Source organism: Psychrobacter sp. UBA6291, assembly GCF_002439405.1.
Lineage (GTDB): Bacteria > Pseudomonadota > Gammaproteobacteria > Pseudomonadales > Moraxellaceae > Psychrobacter > Psychrobacter faecalis.
Map to the genome: position 1 here is coordinate 148,247 of NZ_DJUD01000022.1, position 18,935 is coordinate 167,181.

19 protein-coding genes are annotated in these 18,935 nt (G+C 44.9%); 13 read left to right on the forward strand and 6 right to left on the reverse strand.

Annotated elements, in window-relative coordinates:
* Positions 1-90: 90 nt before the first annotated feature.
* Positions 91-780 carry a dephospho-CoA kinase gene (gene coaE / locus B3R91_RS03275; protein ID WP_286796471.1) on the forward strand — a complete coding sequence of 230 codons (690 nt, stop codon included), beginning with the start codon at positions 91-93 and terminating at the stop codon, positions 778-780.
* Here the strand turns inward: coaE and rlmB are convergent.
* Positions 743-1,513 carry a 23S rRNA (guanosine(2251)-2'-O)-methyltransferase RlmB gene (rlmB, locus tag B3R91_RS03280; protein ID WP_068407911.1) on the reverse strand — a complete coding sequence of 257 codons (771 nt, stop codon included), beginning with the start codon at positions 1,511-1,513 and terminating at the stop codon, positions 743-745. The genes coaE and rlmB overlap by 38 nt on opposite strands.
* Positions 1,514-1,878: 365 nt before the next feature.
* The gene (locus B3R91_RS03285; protein WP_068407914.1) at positions 1,879-2,214 is read right to left on the reverse strand and encodes a pyrimidine/purine nucleoside phosphorylase; all 336 of its coding nucleotides are present in this window, start codon (positions 2,212-2,214) and stop codon (positions 1,879-1,881) included.
* 545 nt (positions 2,215-2,759) lie between these two features.
* On the opposite strand from B3R91_RS03285, the gene recN reads away from it, so the two are divergent.
* The 9 genes from recN (at position 2,760) to B3R91_RS03330 (ending at position 10,263) form a co-directional block, all read left to right on the forward strand.
* A complete protein-coding gene (gene recN, locus B3R91_RS03290; RefSeq protein ID WP_286796472.1) occupies positions 2,760-4,439 on the forward strand; it encodes a DNA repair protein RecN in 1,680 nt (559 codons plus the stop codon).
* A 197-nt stretch (positions 4,440-4,636) separates the two neighbouring features.
* A complete protein-coding gene (locus B3R91_RS03295; protein WP_144296863.1) occupies positions 4,637-5,200 on the forward strand; it encodes a YqgE/AlgH family protein in 564 nt (187 codons plus the stop codon).
* A gap of 72 nt (positions 5,201-5,272) precedes the next feature.
* Entirely contained in the window at positions 5,273-5,827 is a 555-nt protein-coding gene (gene ruvX, locus B3R91_RS03300) for a Holliday junction resolvase RuvX (RefSeq protein ID WP_286796473.1), read from the forward strand.
* A gap of 72 nt (positions 5,828-5,899) precedes the next feature.
* Entirely contained in the window at positions 5,900-6,379 is a 480-nt protein-coding gene (locus B3R91_RS03305; RefSeq protein WP_286796474.1) for a hypothetical protein, read from the forward strand.
* Between the two features lie 76 nt (positions 6,380-6,455).
* Positions 6,456-6,782, forward strand: coding sequence for a sulfurtransferase TusA (gene tusA / locus B3R91_RS03310; RefSeq protein WP_200663028.1), 327 nt, complete (start codon positions 6,456-6,458; stop codon positions 6,780-6,782).
* Positions 6,783-6,868: 86 nt separating this feature from the next.
* Complete coding sequence (locus B3R91_RS03315) at positions 6,869-8,101, forward strand: class I SAM-dependent methyltransferase (protein WP_286796475.1); 1,233 nt, start codon at positions 6,869-6,871, stop codon at positions 8,099-8,101.
* A gap of 38 nt (positions 8,102-8,139) precedes the next feature.
* Entirely contained in the window at positions 8,140-9,078 is a 939-nt protein-coding gene (xerD, locus tag B3R91_RS03320; RefSeq protein WP_286796476.1) for a site-specific tyrosine recombinase XerD, read from the forward strand.
* A 44-nt stretch (positions 9,079-9,122) separates the two neighbouring features.
* Positions 9,123-9,461, forward strand: coding sequence for a DUF3817 domain-containing protein (locus B3R91_RS03325; RefSeq protein WP_286796477.1), 339 nt, complete (start codon positions 9,123-9,125; stop codon positions 9,459-9,461).
* Positions 9,462-9,642: 181 nt separating this feature from the next.
* Positions 9,643-10,263, forward strand: a complete 621-nt coding sequence (locus B3R91_RS03330) for a class I SAM-dependent methyltransferase (RefSeq protein WP_286796478.1) — start codon at positions 9,643-9,645, stop codon at positions 10,261-10,263.
* 110 nt (positions 10,264-10,373) lie between these two features.
* Here the strand turns inward: B3R91_RS03330 and lptG are convergent, their stop codons facing one another.
* Positions 10,374-11,615, reverse strand: a complete 1,242-nt coding sequence (gene lptG / locus B3R91_RS03335) for an LPS export ABC transporter permease LptG (protein ID WP_286796479.1) — start codon at positions 11,613-11,615, stop codon at positions 10,374-10,376.
* Positions 11,615-12,904 (reverse strand): LPS export ABC transporter permease LptF, encoded by a 1,290-nt coding sequence (locus B3R91_RS03340; RefSeq protein WP_286796480.1) that lies wholly within the window; start codon positions 12,902-12,904, stop codon positions 11,615-11,617. Before B3R91_RS03340 ends, lptG begins: the two co-directional genes overlap by 1 nt.
* Positions 12,905-13,516: 612 nt before the next feature.
* Between B3R91_RS03340 and B3R91_RS03345 the strand changes: the two genes are divergently transcribed.
* The 3 genes from B3R91_RS03345 (at position 13,517) to sstT (ending at position 17,106) form a co-directional block, all read left to right on the forward strand.
* A complete protein-coding gene (locus tag B3R91_RS03345) occupies positions 13,517-15,169 on the forward strand; it encodes a leucyl aminopeptidase (protein WP_286796481.1) in 1,653 nt (550 codons plus the stop codon).
* A 50-nt stretch (positions 15,170-15,219) separates the two neighbouring features.
* Complete coding sequence (locus tag B3R91_RS03350; protein WP_201550436.1) at positions 15,220-15,708, forward strand: DNA polymerase III subunit chi; 489 nt, start codon at positions 15,220-15,222, stop codon at positions 15,706-15,708.
* Between the two features lie 195 nt (positions 15,709-15,903).
* Positions 15,904-17,106 (forward strand): serine/threonine transporter SstT, encoded by a 1,203-nt coding sequence (gene sstT / locus B3R91_RS03355; protein WP_068407337.1) that lies wholly within the window; start codon positions 15,904-15,906, stop codon positions 17,104-17,106.
* 116 nt (positions 17,107-17,222) lie between these two features.
* On the opposite strand, the gene B3R91_RS03360 is transcribed toward sstT, so the two are convergent.
* Together B3R91_RS03360 and B3R91_RS03365 are read right to left on the reverse strand one after the other, a co-directional pair.
* Positions 17,223-17,546 carry a chaperone modulator CbpM gene (locus tag B3R91_RS03360; protein ID WP_144297316.1) on the reverse strand — a complete coding sequence of 108 codons (324 nt, stop codon included), beginning with the start codon at positions 17,544-17,546 and terminating at the stop codon, positions 17,223-17,225.
* Positions 17,547-17,689: 143 nt separating this feature from the next.
* Positions 17,690-18,712, reverse strand: coding sequence for a DnaJ C-terminal domain-containing protein (locus B3R91_RS03365; protein ID WP_286796482.1), 1,023 nt, complete (start codon positions 18,710-18,712; stop codon positions 17,690-17,692).
* Positions 18,713-18,935 lie beyond the last annotated feature (223 nt).

Sequence of the window (18,935 nt, forward strand, 5' to 3'; positions counted from 1 at the left end):
GCAATTTCTCAAAAATGCGCTTTAACCTGCTAGAATAGGCTATTGGTATATTGTAGCCTCCCTCTTCTATCGGTTAAATAAGTCATTACTATGTCAAATTATGCCTCATCTTCATCTTATTCCTATCAGCCACAGTCGCCCCAATCCAAAAGCAAGACGTTAGTTGTCGGCTTGACCGGCGGTATCGGCAGCGGCAAGTCGGCGGCAAGCGATTGGTTCGCGCAGCAAGGGATTGATATTATTGATGCAGATGTGATTGCTCATCAAGTGGTCGCTAAAGGTAGCGCTACTTTACGTAAAATCAAAAGAAAATTTGGTGATTGGGTATTAAATGCTGACGGTGAAATGGATCGCGCCGCCGTGCGCACTCATGTCTTCACCCATCCTGAAGCCTTAATTGAGCTTGAAGCCATCACCCATCCAGCCATACGCGAAGCGGCAAAGCTGCAACTAGCAGCCAGTACGTCGCCATATGTCGTGCTATCAGCGCCACTACTGATTGAGGCAGCAGAAGCGGGTCTTGCCAATTTATGCCAGCGTATATTGGTGATGGATGCCACCGAGGAAACTCAGCTTGCCCGTGCCAGCCAGCGCGATGAGCAAAGCGTGCAAAAGATTAAAGCCATCATGATTAATCAGCTCAGCCGCGAAGAGCGTAATCGTCATGCAGATGATGTGGTGCTTAACGAGAGCGATCTTGCGGCGCTATATTTACAGCTTGAGCCATTACATCGAAACTATCTTACGCTTGCCCAGCAGCTAAAGTTCGCTGCCGATTAATCTCATAGAGCGCCATACCAGTCGCCACACTCACATTTAAGCTTTGCAGGTTACCATGCTCGTTGCCTGACATCGGAATATAAACCAGCTCATCGCAGCTCTCCATCGTCAGGCGACGCATGCCCTCGCCCTCAGAGCCCATAATAATCGCAGTTTTACCCGTCATATCAGCAGCATGTATTGGCTTTGCCTCTGCATTTAATGCGGTGCCAAACACAAAGACGCCAGCATTTTTAATCTTGCTTAACGTACGAGCCAAATTGGTCACACTAACGATAGGCATCATCTCGGCAGCTCCTACCGATACTTTCGCAACCGTTGGCGTCAGGCTTGCCGCATGGTGTTTGGGGCAAATAACGGCATCAACGCCCATGGCCACTGCGGTACGTAAACACGCACCAAAGTTATGCGCGTCGGTAATTTGGTCGAGCACCAATAATAAGCATTGCTCACGCTTAGCAAGGGTATCCAATAAACCTTCGTCAGCGAACCCTAACGGACGCGCATTAAGCACCACGCCTTGATGCTGCGGGCTGCCGCACAGCTGAGTAAGCTTATCTTTTTGTGTCGGTTGAATACTAATACCATTATCACGTGCTTGCGCCATAATCGCTTGCACATGGCTGTCGCTCTCACGTCCTTGTTGGACAAATAAACTGAGTCCATCAAGCGGGCGGTATTCGAGTAAGGCTTCAATCGCGTGAATGCCATAAAAATAGCTGGGTTTTGCCATAGGGAATCTACAATATAAAAGTGGTATCGCGTACGGCGATAAAAAATAGGAAATATAGTCAGTCCTAAATAAAATCAGTACAAGTATGATGACCCGCTACTGGTATTCATTTTGCGCAGCCTCTGTCTGCGTAGGCACAGCAAGCAAGGAAAATGAATACCAGTAGCTCTATGTTCATCTTATAGCGGACTGCCTATATAACGATAATTGTAGCAATTAACGCGTGGCGAAACGAAAGATTATTAAAATAATCGCCAAAAAAAAGAAATAAACCTTGGCGTAAGATTTATTTCTTCTAACTTGTTTATTTAAAGGGGTGGCAAGTTGTCTTGTAACACCTTTAATCGTATGATTTTTTAGCCAGCTTAACCTTCTAAATGACAAATATACTGCACGATTTCTTCTGTACGCAAATTAAAACCACTATTGCCTTCGACTACGAATGACTGTCCTGCGCGGTAGTAGCTAAATTCTTCCTCACCGTTTATTTTGACCTCACACTCACCGCTGATGATTTCGATGCGCTCCGAAGTATTGGTGCTAAAGTGATAGTGCTCAACCAAATTGTCGCAAGGCAAAATAACCCCGAGCGTTTTATGGCGACCGTCCTCAAACATAATGGTATGGCTTGAGCAACGACCATCGTAGGATATCGTGGCTTGAGCATTGACTGTTACATTGGTAAATTGCGCCGCTGTCATAGTGGCTTCCTTATCAAATAATTATTGCCAAACTAAAAGACCAAATTGAAAAACTAAATAGCAGAATAACTCATCGCTTAACTGACAGTTCTATTACAACTTTTTGACGATTCACTCTATATTTAGCTCGATATAACTGTTAACCAAATAAAGACTCGCATAGAGAATACACTATGAAAAGTAATGATGAAACGCTTACTTTGTCTAGCATGAACTCACCTCTCGTCTTTTACTAGAATCATCATAGATAGCAGATGGTATGAAAATCTGGTGGTAAGAGTTTATCATTATGTGAGATTATGCTACCACATTATATCTATAAAGTTTGTTACAGCCACTAGGAAAGTTGTGCTTATTGTTAAATGAATACCTAGCTTTGCTTACCTTTAAAATTTGTATTTCCTACCTTTTGCCACCATAATATTTGCCAATTGTCTTTATCTTATTAGCACCATTTACCAAAGCTGTTTTTCTTTATTTATCCTATTGTAGACCTAAAAATCAGCCTAATTGCTGATATTTATTGTCTGCCATGAGAGGCATTGATGCTCGTATCATTAACTTTACAGCAGTTTGCATTGATTGCTCAGCATGAGCTGAGCATGGCTGAAGGCTTCAATGTCATCACCGGTGAGACAGGTGCTGGCAAGTCATTATTACTAGATGCGCTGTCTTTGTGCGTAGGCGAGCGCGCTGATAGTGCCATGGTCAGGCACGGCGCGGCGTATGCTGATATCTATGCGCAGTTTGATGTAGAAAATAATGACGTCGTGGCAGAATGGTTTGCCAAAAATGAGCGCTCTTTAGAAGAACCTGAAGTCCTGATTCGCCGTCAGCTTAGTAATACAGGGCGCTCTAAAGCCTGGTTAAATGGCACGCCGGTCAGCTTAGCGGAATTAAAAAGCTTGGGCGCTTTATTGGTAAACATTCATAGTCAACATGCCCAGCAAGCCTTACTAAAGCCACAATTTGTGGTGCAATGGCTTGACGAGATGGCACAAATCACGCCACTTGCTGTACAAACGACCAGCAGCTATCAAGCTTATCAGCAGCTCAAACGCCGCGCTGATGATATCGCCAGCCGCGAAGCTCAGCGTCAAGATAGAATACAGTTGTTGCAAAGCCAGCTTGCTGACATTGCGCCGCTACTCGCGGTTGATTATGCAGAAGTAGAAGCGGAGCACGAAGAGCTGTCTAATATCGAAGCGTTGATGACGGAAGCCAGTCACGGTTTACACCTGCTCGATAATGACACCGATGAGCCGGATGTCATGACCTTGCTCGGGCAAGCAATTAAGCTTTGCGACAATCAAATGAGCGTCAGTCAAACCTTTGAGCAGGCGTCCGAACAGTTGCATTTGGCGCAGCAGCAAATCACTGAGGTCACAGGCTTGCTATCAGATTATGCTGAACAGCAATTACCCGACCCTGAGCGCTTGCAAACACTCGATAGCTTAATCAGTCTTGGGCACCGCTTGTCGCGTAAGCATGGCCTGCCCGCAAGCGATTTGATTGATGAAGCAAAGCAGTGGCAAGCGCAATTAGAACAGTTAGAAAACGAGCCAAGTAGCGATGCGATGGCAGCGCAAATCGAGCAAGCATGGCAAGAGTATTTGTCACTTGCCACTGAGCTTAATAAACAGCGCTCAAAAGCGGCGCCAAAAGTCAGTAAACAGCTGATTGCGCAATTACAACCGCTTGCCCTGCCAAATGCGCGCTGCGAGTTTGTCTTTACCAAAAAGACCGATCCTAGCCAGTATAATGGTCAAGGCTGCTATGATATCGATTTGTTGTTTAGCGCCAACGTCGGTATGCCGATGCAGCCGCTACATAAAATTGCCTCAGGTGGCGAGCTATCGCGGATGGCATTGGTCATGCAAGTTCTGCAAGCGACCAATGCTAATAATAATGCTGCCAAGCCAATGCTCGTCTTTGATGAAGTGGATGTTGGTATCAGTGGCGGTACGGCGCAAGTGGTTGGTGAGCTGTTACGCGCGCTTGGGCAGACGCAGCAGTTATTGGCCATTACCCACCAAGCGCAAGTTGCGGCGCAAGCGCATCAGCATATTTTGGTACAAAAGCATCATGATGAGCAAACCGAAAGCGAGTTATTAATCTTAACCGATAGCGCGCAAGTCGATGAGCTGGCCCGTATGTCTGGCGGGGTGACCATCACTGATATCACCCGTGACCATGCGCGTAGCTTATTAAGCGATGTTAAATAATGATTATTGATTGATGGCTATTGATTGATGGCTATTGATTGATGGTTATGAAATGGTTGGCAGCTAAATGATTAATAGCAAATTACTCACAAATAATCGCTAAACATTTGCTTTAGTTGATTTTTTACACCTAAACGCCATATAGTGGTCTATCCTCTTGATAATTTCACCTTTAATATTAGGTTGCGTTTGTTTCTATGTCTAAAGCCAATTTGACCCATCATTTCTTAATCGCGGCGCCCGAGCTGTCAGACCCACGGTTTGAGCAGGCGCTGATTTATATCTGTCGCCATGATAAACATGGGGCGCTCGGTCTGATGGTCAATCGTCCGATAGAGCAAGCGCGCGTCGGCAAACTGCTAGAAGACTTAGGTATCGAAGTGACCGATCCGCAAGTAATGGAAGATATGGCGCTAGAAGGGGGTCCTATGTATCCAGAAGTCGGTTTTGTCTTGCACACCGGTCAACCAGAATGGGCGTCGTCTTTTGCCATCTCAGAAAACGTCTGTATTACTACCAGCCAAGATATCCTAAAACGCATCGCTGCTGGTCAAGGTGTTGGGCATTATCAGCTGTGCTTAGGTCATGCCAGCTGGGGAAAAAAGCAGCTCGACCAAGAGCTTGCGAGTGGCGACTGGCTCGTCTGCCCGGCTGATTTAAACTTATTGTTTGATACGCCATTTGCAGAACGCTGGCAAATCGCTGCCGATAAGATTGGCGTTAATTTTGACTATCTAAGCAGCGATATTGGTCATGCCTAGCGTTATATATTAAGTGCTATATACTGAGCAGCATTTGCTTCATGAAGACAGAAATAGGAAATACCTCAAATTATGGTCAATAGTATTCTTGCAGATAGCGCGGGCGCTATAACTACTCATAGCACAGACGTTATAAATGCTGATAGCGCTACAGAGCCAACGATTAAGCCGCATCTTATTTTGGCGCTCGATTATGGCGTCAAAAAGATGGGCATGGCGCTAGGCAACTCTATTACCGAGACGGCACGTGCCTTTGATATTTTGGCGATGAATAATGGTCAGCCGGATTGGGACAACCTGCTCGGTATTATCAAAGTTTGGGGCGTGGCAAAAGTGGTGGTCGGATTACCATTAAACATGGATGGGAGCAGCTCAATGCTGTCCAAGCGGGCGCACAAATTTGCTCGTCGGTTGGCGCACAGAATTATGGAGCAGCGTTTACCCGTCATTGTCTCTCTCTGTGATGAACGCCTGACCTCAGTAGCAGCACGCGAAATTGCGTGGGAAAACGGCTGGATTCAAAACGAGCGCGATCCGATTGATGATATCTCCGCTTGTATCCTAATGTCGACGTATTTTGCTGATCCGAGTAGCAGTATCGCTATCGACGCCATTAAAGCGGATTAATAGTGCAGTAAAGCCATGACTAACCTCCCCCTCTTTTTTTATATCGTCTAAACGAATAAATGACTGATTAATATGACCACTGTCTCAGACCAATCTTTGCAAAACAAGTCGCAACGTGGCTTTGCACCGCTCGCGATTGCACGTATCAACGGCGCTCAGCGAGCAAACCAGATAGCGATTTATCTTATTTATGCTGCTATCCTCGCCTTTATGGTCTTTGGCACCATTGCTAGTATCAAAGCCTTTCATGACAATCAGCTGCTTTATCAATTGTTCTATAACCTGCCCTACGCTTTGGTGGCGCTGACGATTCCTATTACTATTTATGATGCATTGGTGATTTATCGTTATCGCTTAAATCAGCCATCAATGATTGCCATGAGTATTGGTGTATCGACGGTTATATTACTTGGCGGGCTACTATTTGCCGATACTGCTTGGTTAGGATTGGCATGTTGGCTTGGGGTGGCGTTTTTATTTAAGGTGAGCTTTAAGCGCTTTTTTAACTTTTTAGACGCTGAAGAAACGTCTGAAAATGTTAAAGAAACATAAAACTTCCTGATAAAAATGCCATCACTAATAAAGAACTGAAAACATTCACCATATTTTATTGATTTAAAAAACGACTATGACAACTTCAACATCTGATAGTACCATTCAACATCATTTAGATACCCAAGGGCTGATTTGCCCTGAGCCGGTGATGATGCTACATCGAACCATACGTAATGCCGAAGCTGGCGCAGTGATTGAGATACTCGCTACAGATCCTGCGACCACTCGCGATATTCCTAATTTTTGCCGTCACTTGGGGCACGAGCTTGTAAAGCAAGAAACGCTTGCTGAAAATGTGCCTTTAAATGTTGATCCGGATGAAATCACAATTGCGGACGATGATGATGCGCCTATTAACGCCACCCTTTATCGGTATTTGGTCAAGAAAAAGAATGCTTAAAGCACTCATAGCATCAGCGCACTAATAGCATCCAGATATCTTTGCTTTGTACGAAACATATCATTCACAAATTAAAGGTAGATAGCATGTTAGCACCCCAAAAGCAGTATGTGCAGTGGCTCGAAAACAAAGACGGCAGCGAGACGTTACATCAAGCACTTTGGGTGTCGGAAAGCAATCATGCGCCACCTGCGCGTATTGTATTGGTCGATGATAAAACGACCGCCGATGAGGCTTATCGCTTGGCTTGCGAAGGCACTTCACTACTGTGGCACGGTGACTTTCATAATGCACGGCAATTGCTACAAGCGCTCAATCGACGCATCGAGCGTACCAATGAGCGCTCTGAGCTACGTAAAATGAAAAAAGCAGCAAATCAATCTGCGAAATCCAATAAAAATGTAGATAAATCTTCAGAGTTATCCAAAGACATTCCTAACTTATTTCATCAGCAGCGCCAATTGCAAGCCCAGCGTGCGCGCATATTAAGCCGTCTGCTACTCGAGCTTGATGCCAATTATGTCAGCCAATTACGCCGCGCCCCTGATATGAGTGCAGCTTGCATAGCTGCTTTTGGTCAGTTGGATAATGAATTAAATGAGTCGTATGTGCTGTCGTTTCGTGACCTACAAGGAGCGCTTGGAGCAGCGCAGTGGCGCGAAAAAGGCGTTCCGATTGATGGTTTAGATTTATCAATATTCCCGCATTATGGTGTCTTTGCCCCAACCCGCCATGAATATGTACAGCTATTACTCGAGGCGCCACTGCCAGATACTTGTGATGTCGCCTACGATATCGGTACGGGCACTGGCTTGCTGGCAATTATCTTGGCGCAGCGCGGTGTTCCACAAATAATAGCCACGGATTTGAATCCACGAGCTTTAACCTGCGCCAGCGAAAATTTTACGCAATTAGAATTAGCTAATGTACAGTTGCAACAAGCCGACCTTTATCCAACTGATGCACCACTCGCCAATCTGATTGTCTGTAATCCGCCTTGGCTACCTGCTAAGCCCAGCTCGCCGTTAGAGTATGCCGTTTATGATGCCAATAGCAAAATGCTGCGTGGTTTTTTGCAGGGGGCGAAAGCTCATTTAGCTGAGCATGGAGAAGTCTGGTTGATTCTGTCGGATTTGGCTGAGCACCTGCAACTGCGTACTCGTGAGGAATTATTAGGCTGGTTTGCCGATAGCGGCCTAAAAGTGAAATACCGCCTCGATACCAAACCTAAGCATGGTCGTAGCCAAGATGAGTCTGATCCGCTATATGCAGTGAGGAGTAGCGAGGTCACTTCTTTATGGTGTTTAGAACCTGCCTAATCTTTAATAATTGATAATTAATCATTGAGTATCAAATTATGAGCCGCGACCGCGCCGTCCAACAGCGCCAACCTAAAGCGCTCGCCGTCGATGACGAGCCAACTTATATCACCGAGTTTCGTCAAGCAATGCTAGCACGTGGGCTTGCAACGCGGACGCGTAATGCTTATGTGCGCGACTTGCGCTCTTGTGAGCTGACCAATCCTATCGTGCTGACGAAATGGCAGCCTGAAGACGTGCTGCACTGTTTATCAACCCTTACCATCGAGGGCAAAACGCCGCGCACGCAAGCACGTATGCTCTCAAGCTTGCGCCAGTTCTACCTTTGGATGATTGCCAGTAATCTGCGCGAAGACAATCCTTGCGAGCGTATCAAAAGCCCCAAATTAGGTCGTCCACTGCCAAAGGATTTGAGCGAGGCCGATGTCGACAATCTCCTCGCCGCGCCTGACACTAGCACCGCACTCGGACTGCGTGATAAAGCCATGTTAGAGGTGCTCTATGCTTGCGGTCTGCGCGTCAGTGAGCTGATTAATCTATCATTAGAACAAGTCAATCTAAACGCTGGTTGGCTACAAATTACCGGTAAAGGCAATAAAACCCGCTTAGTGCCACTCGGCGAATACGCAGCAGAGGCGCTAGAAGATTATCTAACTCATGCTCGTGGTGATTTGATTGCGCATTTGAAATCGGGTAATTGCCAAGCAGTATTTTTGACCGCGCAAGGCGGCTATATGACACGGCAGAACTTTTGGTATCTATTAAAAAAATACGCCAAAATTGCCAGTATCGATAAAGAATTATCACCACATACCTTACGTCACGCCTTTGCCACTCATTTGCTCAATCATGGCGCAGACTTGCGTAGCGTGCAGTTATTACTGGGGCACAGTGATTTATCAACCACGCAGATTTATACCCATGTGGCGACGGCGAGATTACAAAAGCTGCATGCCGAGCATCATCCGCGCGGTTAAAACTGAAATTAAAGATTTATTGATGATTGTAAAAGGAATATAACGTGTTGCAAGCTCAGCCATCTACTCTGCCTACCCTAACAAAAGGGCAAAATTCTGCCCTCAAAAACCTGACCATCATGGGTTATCTAGAAGGCACGTCTTTTTTATTATTGCTTGGTATCGCCATGCCACTAAAATATATGATGGGTATTCCTGAGGCAGTAAAATATATCGGTATGGCGCATGGGGCATTGTTTATCGCCTATATTTTGATGCTACTGATTGCAACGAGCAAAATAAAGATGCCGCTATGGGCAATACCTGTCGGTGTGCTTGGCTCGTTTTTACCATTTGGTCCGTTTATCTTTGATCATTTATTAAATAAGCGGTTGGGGAAGTAGGATACGCCTTGAGCATCCATGTTAGATATTGTCTTGATTAAGGTGCGCTAGGCGCACCCTACTTCTTTTCTTCAACCCTTGCTACAATTCTATCAATCCCTAGCTGCAAACCTGCCCTTTTCTCGTTACAATACCTGCCATAGCTTATTAACCTTTTACCTATCTACTATCCGAGAATCCCATGAGCCACCCATTAAACCATAAGCCTCCTGCTGACCTATTAAAAAGCGCCGAACACTGGCGTGAAGACATTCATTTTCGCCAAGATGTGCTGGGCAAGCCGTTTGATTTTGCGACCACGTGGGGTATTTTTTCACCGCAAAAGCTCGATGATGGTAGCTTGATGCTGCTTGATTACGTGGATTTTCAAGCGGACGATGATTCGATCGATTTGGGCTGTGGTTATGGCGTGCTTGGGATCACGGCGGCGCGTGAATGCCCGAATGGTCAGCATACCTTAATTGATAAGGATTTTATGGCGGTAGAATATGCGCGCTTGAATTGCGAGAAAAACGGTCTAAAGAATGTCGATGTACATTTATCAAATGGCTTTAACCATGTGGCAAAAGACAAAGACTTTAGCCTTGTGATGTCGAACTTGCCCGCTAAAGTCGGCAAAGAGCAGCATTATCTGTATTTCCTTGATGCTTATGCGCGCATGCGTCAAGGTGGGCGTTTTTATGTAGTGACAATCAATGGTTTACGTCAGTTTATGAAGCGCTCGTTTACCGAAGTCTTTGGCAATAGCGAAAAGGTTAAACAAGGTAAAACCTATACCATTACCATGGCGACCAAAGACTAAGCTTAAGCAACTTAAAAGCTGCACAAAAAATCCCGCTAACACGATGATGTGTTAGCGGGTTTTTTTACCTAAATTTTTAGAACTATATTTTTACAATTATATTTTTAAAACTACATTTGCCGCTTCAACAAATACCCGCCCAATATCGCACTGGCGATAATCGGTAATAGCACCATTAATAACGGCGAAAAACCAGTCGCCAATGAGACAAAGCCAACCAAGTCTTGCACATAACTAAACAGCAAGCCAAATAGCAATGCCACGACGATGCGTAAGCCCAAGCTATGCGTACGTAGTGAGCCAAAGACGAATGAACAGGCAACAATCACTAGCGATAAAATCGATAATGGTGACAGCAGCTTTTGCCAAAAGGCCAACTCATGACTTAACGAGCGCGTGCCTTGCTGGCGCATAAATTGGCGATGCTCATATAATTGAGTCAATGACAAATCTTCGGCCTTACGAGTGAGTAAATACACCGACTCAGGCGCGAAGGGCAAACTCAAGGTATCTGACGGTGCGATAGCTTGGCTACTCTCAAAGCCCTGACCAATCATCAGCTTGGTCATATTATTCAGCTGCCACTCGTAACGATATTGCTCGCTCGGTTTGCTGCTATTAGTATCTATTGCTTCGCGGCCGATATATTTGCCGCCCTCGGCATGAATAGCAGTTTGCAGATTGCCATTATTGTCTAAATGCCAACGTTTAACTTCGCCGATATTGCCTTTCACATCGGCATAATCGATATACAAAATATCGCTGCCATCTGGCTTGGCACTGCCGTCTTTTGCACTCTCAAAGCGTGGCTGTACTGTCCAATAACCGCGTACCGAGGTGACAATCGAGCTATTGTCTTGATCGTTAATTTCTTGCGCTAATTGATTGGAATGCGGTAGGACAAACTGATTAATCACCAATGCCAATAGCACAAAAATCAAGGCCGGCTGCAATACCCAACTGACGATACGATAAACGCTGACGCCAGCGGCGCGCATAACGACCAGCTCGCTTTTATTGGCTAGTAAACCCAAACCAACCACCGCACCAAGTAACGCACCCGTTGGGATAAATTGCTCTAAGAAGTACGGCGAGCGATAAAAAATATATTTAACCGCCTCGCCCATCGTATAGTTATCATCTAACGAATCCAGCTCAGACAAATAAGAAAATACCAGCTGCAATGCCCACAAGCCTATAACCGCGCCGATGATGGCGAGCAAAGCATTAAGCTTGACGTAACAGCTCAGCACTTTTAGATTGGTTGGTTTTGGCGCAAGTTTTAGCTTATGGCTTGGCGAATTTGGCTTTGATGAATTAGAATTTGATGATTTAGAGAATAAAGCGCTCATTAGGATTGTCCTCCTTGTGAGCCATTGCTTTTATGGTCAATATTGCCTTGATGCTCGCTGACGGTTAACAGCTCATCTGGCTTGCGAAAGCGCAAACGATGTTGGACGCGGCTGCCCCAATTCATATAGAGCGCCAATACCATAAAGCCTAATACCAACCATGCATACGCCCAAACGCTAACACTGCCTTTACTCACCGCATTTTTGAGAGAAATAATACCCAGCGCACAGCTGACAAATAACAAAATCGACGGAAACAAGCGCAACCAGCGACCTTGACGCGGACGTACTTGCGCCAGTGGCACGGCAAGCATCGGTGCAATAATCATGAGCCATGGCAAAGCAAGACGATAGCCAAGCTCCCCTTGCGCCGCTCGAAGTGCGTTTTCACTATTCACTGATGTACTGCCCATTGCGGCTTGCCATAATGGACCAATCGCTTGGGTTTCAATATTGGCTTCGGTGATGACTTCTTTGGAGGATTCGGTCAAGGTAATACGGTAGCGATCAAAGCCCACTTGATTGTATTTTAAACTGCCCGCGCCGACTTCATAGCGGCGACCTTGGAATAAGTCCAATTGGGTAACGCCGCTACTGCCGGTATCTACTTGCTGAGCGCGTTTGGCAAGGGTAATGGTATCTTTACTGATAGCATTGTTGCTTGTAAGCGCGTTTGGCAGCTCTGGGATATTTAATTGCTCAGCGGTTTCTGGGTCGATATTATTATTTACATCAGCGGCCGCGTTTTTCGCCGTACTGCCTTTGGCTTTAGGCTCAGATTGAATCAATATCACATCTTGCAATTGCTTTTTATCATCGCTCAAGCTGCCGACATACAAATGATAATTGCCACTACTGATAAACTGATTGGGACGTATCAAATCAAAGGCACTGGTCAACGCTTGCTGTTGCCACACGCTCTCCGATGAGCGTACGCCCCACGGTTTTCCAACAATAGATAAGGCCGCCTCTCCAACAAATAATGCCAATATCAGCGGCGTCATCAACCGCCCAAGCTTACCACGCGACACGCCGCTGGCATTAATCACCGCCATCTCTTGGTCGACGTATAAGCGCCCGAATACTAGCATGAGCGCGATAAAAAATGCCAATGGCAGGATAAGCTCTAAAAAGTAGGGCAAATTATAACCAATGATGGTAAATAATAAGCTGATGTCTAAATTGCCTTCTGCGGCAATACCGAAATAACGGATTAAGCGGCCGCCGAGCATCATCACCACTAAAAACCCCAACACCAAAGCGGTCGTTGAGGCAACTTGTTGAGTCATATAGCGGCGTAATATCACAATAGGCACTCTTTAGAAAAAGGTTGGTATGCGCACAATTTAGCGCAGTTTGACTGGCGCTATGTTATAAACAGTAGCGATAAAGATAACCGCTAATCCTAGCATATTTTGCTCAAAAATGGCTGTGAAATGTGTTGGAAAACATTGCATGCATCTTGCTATAAGCCTTGATTGTTTGGTTCATAATAGCTAAAACTAACAAAGCCTACAGCGTATATTATTTATAAGAATACCTTAATCTATGGATGAATCTGTTAACTATTTACGCCGTATGTTTGCTTTATACTATTCAGCAAAGTTTGTTTGTCCTTGGTATCCTTTGCCGCGCTTTTTTAGGTTTTGTTGCTAAACTACTGTTTCTGCCAAATTTAAATGGTACAAATACTTTAAACAGCACAAATAAATAGGTAGTCGATTCAAAAAAATATAGAATTGCTATATGGATAGCGACGCCGCGCTCGCTGCGCACTCGCCTCGCAATATGCTACACTATTGTGCTAGCCGCATAAGTAACGGCATTTAAAAAGTATTATTTTAAAAAGCACGAATACATTAATAAAACACGCATTTCATAACTCTAATAAGGATAACTATATGAATATTAAATTAACGCAAACCCTGCCAAAAACCCATACACAAAAAATACTTAAAAAAGAAGCCAAAAGTAAAGACGCTGCCTGTCTTGTGGTGCTCATCGATGATAAGAAAAACATCTTAGCTGAAGCGCAATTGAGCGATTATCAAAGCCGTATTGCGCAATTGATGGAAGTATCACATTTTAATGGTAAAGCCTGCGAAACCGTCGCTGATTATGCGCTCGCTGGCGACAAGAAAACCACGAAAGAAAACCCAGTACAGCTATTACTCGTTGGTGTGGGTAATCTTGATAAGCTTGGTCACAGCGTATTGCAAAAAATCGCCAATACCATCTATCAAAGCACGCAAAAACGTGTTGACTCTATCACCGTTGCTTTAGGTGATGCTTTAGAAGAAAATCATTTCAGCCAGTTTGCCCTTAATTTATTGGCAGCAAGCTACCGTTTTGATAAATACAAATCTGAACAAAGCACGCCTGTTTTAACCGACATCTATTTATTGGCTGACGAGTCATTAGAAGCTGCGTTAACATTTGCCGAAGCGGTATTCGCTGGTCAAAGCTTGACCCGTGATGTCGCCAATGAGCCGGGCAATATCTGTTTCCCTGCTTACATGGCGGAACAAGCCGAAGCGCTTGCTAAAGCTTATCCTGACTTATTAAAAGTCACCGTCTTGGGTGAAGATGAGATGTCAGCGCTGGGTATGAACTGCTTCTTAGCGGTTGCCCAAGGTTCAGCCAAAGAAGGCAAATTGGTATTGTTAGAGTACCGCGGTAAATCTAACTTTAGCGCTAAAGTCGGCGCTAGCAAAATCGCCAATAGTGGTGCAAAAGTAACAGGCGGTCTAAAAGCCTTGGCGGATAAATTACCGACCAAAGCTGCTAGTAAAAAATCTGACAAAAACAGCGATGTAAAAACTGTCAATGATGATGCGCCTATCGTCTTAGTCGGTAAGGGCGTGACCTTTGATTCAGGCGGTATCTCAATCAAACCTGGTGCGGCGATGGATGAGATGAAATTTGATATGGGCGGTTCAGCATCGGTACTTGGTACGATTAAAGCTTTATGTGAAGCGCGTCTCCCGATTAACGTCGTTGGTGCGCTTGCTTGTGCGGAAAACATGCCATCAGGTGATGCCACGCGCCCAGGCGATATTGTCAAAGCCATGAATGGCAAATCGGTTGAAATCTTAAATACCGATGCCGAAGGTCGTTTGGTGTTGGCCGATACGTTATGCTATGTACAGCGCTATAATCCAAAAGCCATTATTGATGTGGCAACGTTGACCGGCGCTTGTGTGGTTGCCTTAGGTCACGTGCGCTCAGCGGTATTTAGTAATGACGAAGACGTGTTATTTGAACTAGAAAACGCCAGTCATTTATCGGGCGATTTAATCTGGCATATGCCGTTAGATGATGAGTATCAAGCGCAGCTTGACTCGCCTATCGCTGATATGCAAAACATCGGTGGTAAAGGTGGCGGGGCTATCACAGCCGCTTGCTTCTTATCGCGCTTCGTTGAAGAAGGTCAAGCATGGGCGCATTTGGATATCGCTGGTACGGCATGGAACTCAGGTAAAGACAAAGCAGCAACTGGTCGCCCTGTTCCGCTATTTATGCAATACCTCAAAAACATCGCAAACAATGCCTAATCCGCTATCAATAATCTATTGGTAAAATACCAATTTATGAAAATGAATTTATGAATATCAGTTTTTATATTTTAAGTGAGAGTAAAGCCCAAGATATCTTGGGCTTTATTTGTCAATTGACCCAAACCGCGCTGAATAAAAGCGCTCAGTCGCTGTTGATTCTCATTGATAAAGATGATGAATTGCTATCGACACTTGATGAGGCGCTATGGTCATATGATGCCGCAAGCTTTATACCGCATCAGCGACTTTTGCACGCTACTATTTCTGAGCCTAAAGATGCTAGCAAATCTGTGCAAGAGAATAACGAGGCATTAGCTCCTGTTTTACTTAGCAGTTATATGCCAGCGGATTTTAAAGGTATTGTCCTAAATACCACCATCCATCCTGTCAATCGTTTTATGGCAGCGACCAATAATGCCCAGCCTACTCGGGTGCTTGAGCTGATAAAACCTGACCCTGAGAGTACGCAAGAAGGTCGGCATAAATACAAAGCCTATCAACAATTGGGCTACGAGCTGACCCATTTTAAGGTTTAGCTATAAAATCCCTTTATTTCTCGTCCTAAAAAACACTTCTATTTTTTCACATTGCGCACTTTTACTTCACCTTATGTGTTTAGGTAGGCATGGGTTAAAGGTAGGCGTTTATCTTAAAAAAATGCTACCATCCTTCGATTACTTTTCCGTTCTATTATAAATTTTATATTTATTGACAAAGTCGAGGGTGTATAGATGCGTTCATTGATTGCGATGTACCAGCGTATAGGGCTGGTGCCGCTTATTATTATCGGTTTAATATTAGGCGTTTTGATTGGCTGGCTGGCACCAAATATCGGTGTTGCGCTGGGCCTATTAGGGACGCTATTTGTCGGCGCGCTAAAAGCAGTCGCGCCGATATTGGTCTTTATTTTGGTCATGGCAGCGATTAGCCAACATCGCAGTGGCAATGAGGTGTATGTCAAACCGGTGCTGATTATGTATATGTTTGGCACTTTTTTGGCAGCACTGACCGCCGTTGGCGCAAGCTTCTTATTCCCAACCGAGCTGATATTGGTCAATGCCAACATTGAGCAAGTACCCCCTGCTAACCTGCAAGAAGTACTCACCAACTTGCTGATGAATTTGGTTGCCAACCCTGTGCAGGCCATCGCTGATGCCAATTATATTGGTATTTTAGCGTGGGCAATCATCATTGGTTTTGCCCTACGTCAAGCCAGCGATACCGCGCGAGCCGTGGTCAGTGATTTTTCTGATGCCATCTCGCAAGTGGTCAAATGGGTCATTGCGCTAGCGCCATTTGGTATTTTAGGCTTGGTTGCCAATACCGTCGCTGAGACAGGCTTTGCCGCCCTAGCAGGTTATGCGCGCATCTTGATGGTACTGGTCGGTTGTATGTTGTTTATTGCGCTAGTAGTCAACCCTATTATCGTCTTAGTTAAGACGGGTAAAAACCCTTTCCCACTGGTATTTACTTGTCTGCGTGAATCGGGGATTACCGCGTTTTTTACCCGTTCATCAGCCGCCAATATTCCGGTTAATATGAACCTTGCGCGTAAATTGGGTCTACACGAAGACACTTATTCAGTCACCATTCCGCTAGGTGCAACCATCAATATGGCGGGTGCGGCGATTACCATTAACGTCTTAACGCTAGCAGCAGCGCATACACTTGGTATCGAAGTAAGCTTTGCCTCAGCGCTACTACTAAGTTTGGTCGCAACGATTAGTGCTTGCGGCGCTTCTGGTGTGGCTGGTGGTTCTCTACTTTTAATTCCATTAGCTGCGAGCTTATTTAGTATTCCAAACGACATCGCCATGCAAGTGGTGGCAATTGGCTTTATCATCGGGGTGGTACAAGATTCCGCTGAAACTGCCTTAAACTCATCAACAGACGTCTTATTTACCGCTGCCGCTGATCCAAAATATGCGCGTTAGTTGTTAGTTATTGACGTTGGTTTTAATGAAAAACCGTCATTTTTAAAGCGGTATTTGTAATAGTATAAAGGGTCTCATTTAGAGACCCTTTTTTATGGATAATAATAAGACGTTGGCTATTTTAAATGCTCGACGTCTACTTCAATCACCGGCATCTGCATATCAAGCTGGCGCTTTAATTGGCGCAGCTGCTCAACCTCATCTAGTAACTCCAGTATCAAACCAATCGCCGGCACGCTGGCTTCAAAGTCGCGGCTGAGTCGCGAGGCACGGCGTACGGTTGTCAACTGATAACCGGTAAATTGCTGACGCTCTGGTACATCATATTCGATAATATTTTCTTCAAGCAATTCGATGACCCATTGGCGCTCTTGCCCACAGGCAGATACAAGCTCATCTAGGCTCAAGATAATGTCGGTAAATTCAGGCGAATGTTTCATAATGATTATCCTCGTTTGCGCTTTATTTTATCGTATGGTCGTTATCTCTATTACAGGGCGATTATTCATAATTCATCACAGTTAAAAACTGATAGCACCAATCGTTAATAATAGCTGTCAACATCAGACGTTAATACCCGTCGTTAACGACTGATACTGGTATCAGCAAACGCTTCTTTAAGCTGTTCATAAGCTTTTATGGCCGCTTCGCTGCTGACATCAGGATTGACGATGTTTAAGGTCAAATATAGATTGCCGGCTTGCTTCGCAGGAATACCTTTACCCTTTAGGCGTAAATTGCTACCTGATTTGCTGTTTTTAGGAATCGTCACCCCAAGCGAGCCAGCTGGAGTATTAACGGTGATTTTTTCACCGAGCGCCGCTTCCCAAGGCGCAATATTAACGGTTTGATAAACATCGGCGCCTTCAATACGGATATTATCAGCGTGACTGATTTTAATCTTTAAAAATAAATCGCCGTTTTTACCACCGCCGATACCAGCTGCCCCTTGTCCTGCTAAGCGGATTTGCTTGCCATCGGTGATGCCTTTAGGAATTTTGATTTTAAGGGTTTTATTTTCATAATCGACATTACCATTCGCCTGACGCACGGGCACATTTAACTTGATGCTATAGTCATCACCGCTATAGACCGAGGCCAAATCCACGGTAATCTCTGCATGTTGGTCTTGACCTTGACTGTCTTGCGCGCCAAAACCGCCGCCAAACTGCTCAAAGCCGCTGCTTTGTGAGCGGCCACCAGTTTGTCCACGCGAACCGCGACCAAAGGCTGAAAAGATATCATCGAAGCGAAAACCGCCATTGCCATAAGCTTGACCTTCACCAAACTGATCTTTGATGTCTTCCCAGCGAAAACCACCTTGGCCGCCAGCGCTCGCAGATTGCCCACCAAAACCGCCGAAGCCACCAGCGCCGCCTGCACCAGCAAAAGGATTGTCTAGCATGGCATCGTATTCTGCGCGCTTGTCTTTATCCCTGAGGGTTTCATAAGCATTGTTGATTTCCGCGATTTTATTATCAGCGTCTGGATCATCACTGACGTCAGGGTGATATTGGCGTACCAGCTTACGATATTTCTTTTTAATCTCAGCATCGCTGGCATCTTTTTTGACGCCCAAAATGTCATAGTAATTTTTCTCTGCCATGTTATTTTTCCTCAATATAAAAGCCTGTGAATAAGACTGCTATGCCAATATAAACGAAACGATGGACCGGTTTGTATGAGAGCGATATAACGCATATAACGTCTGGTCGTTATCATTGTTATTGTCATCTACATATCATCATAACAATAATAAACCGCCAACAATACCAACCCAAACTGTTAGACAAATAAATAGTTACCTTAAGTATAAAGGCTATATTTAT

Bases quoted from the DNA above. Each gene is read 5' to 3' on its own strand.
- B3R91_RS03350 (WP_201550436.1), top strand. From the start codon at position 15,220: ATGAATATCAGTTTTTATATTTTAAGTGAGAGTAAAGCCCAAGATATC.
- recN (WP_286796472.1), top strand. From the start codon at position 2,760: ATGCTCGTATCATTAACTTTACAGCAGTTTGCATTGATTGCTCAGCAT.
- B3R91_RS03305 (WP_286796474.1), top strand. From the start codon at position 5,900: ATGACCACTGTCTCAGACCAATCTTTGCAAAACAAGTCGCAACGTGGC.
- sstT (WP_068407337.1), top strand. From the start codon at position 15,904: ATGCGTTCATTGATTGCGATGTACCAGCGTATAGGGCTGGTGCCGCTT.
- lptG (WP_286796479.1), bottom strand. From the start codon at position 11,615: ATGAGCGCTTTATTCTCTAAATCATCAAATTCTAATTCATCAAAGCCA.
- B3R91_RS03360 (WP_144297316.1), bottom strand. From the start codon at position 17,546: ATGAAACATTCGCCTGAATTTACCGACATTATCTTGAGCCTAGATGAG.
- ruvX (WP_286796473.1), top strand. From the start codon at position 5,273: ATGGTCAATAGTATTCTTGCAGATAGCGCGGGCGCTATAACTACTCAT.
- B3R91_RS03345 (WP_286796481.1), top strand. From the start codon at position 13,517: ATGAATATTAAATTAACGCAAACCCTGCCAAAAACCCATACACAAAAA.
- B3R91_RS03365 (WP_286796482.1), bottom strand. From the start codon at position 18,712: ATGGCAGAGAAAAATTACTATGACATTTTGGGCGTCAAAAAAGATGCC.
- B3R91_RS03340 (WP_286796480.1), bottom strand. From the start codon at position 12,904: ATGACTCAACAAGTTGCCTCAACGACCGCTTTGGTGTTGGGGTTTTTA.
- xerD (WP_286796476.1), top strand. From the start codon at position 8,140: ATGAGCCGCGACCGCGCCGTCCAACAGCGCCAACCTAAAGCGCTCGCC.
- B3R91_RS03295 (WP_144296863.1), top strand. From the start codon at position 4,637: ATGTCTAAAGCCAATTTGACCCATCATTTCTTAATCGCGGCGCCCGAG.
- rlmB (WP_068407911.1), bottom strand. From the start codon at position 1,513: ATGGCAAAACCCAGCTATTTTTATGGCATTCACGCGATTGAAGCCTTA.
- B3R91_RS03330 (WP_286796478.1), top strand. From the start codon at position 9,643: ATGAGCCACCCATTAAACCATAAGCCTCCTGCTGACCTATTAAAAAGC.
- B3R91_RS03285 (WP_068407914.1), bottom strand. From the start codon at position 2,214: ATGACAGCGGCGCAATTTACCAATGTAACAGTCAATGCTCAAGCCACG.
- coaE (WP_286796471.1), top strand. From the start codon at position 91: ATGTCAAATTATGCCTCATCTTCATCTTATTCCTATCAGCCACAGTCG.
- tusA (WP_200663028.1), top strand. From the start codon at position 6,456: ATGACAACTTCAACATCTGATAGTACCATTCAACATCATTTAGATACC.
- B3R91_RS03315 (WP_286796475.1), top strand. From the start codon at position 6,869: ATGTTAGCACCCCAAAAGCAGTATGTGCAGTGGCTCGAAAACAAAGAC.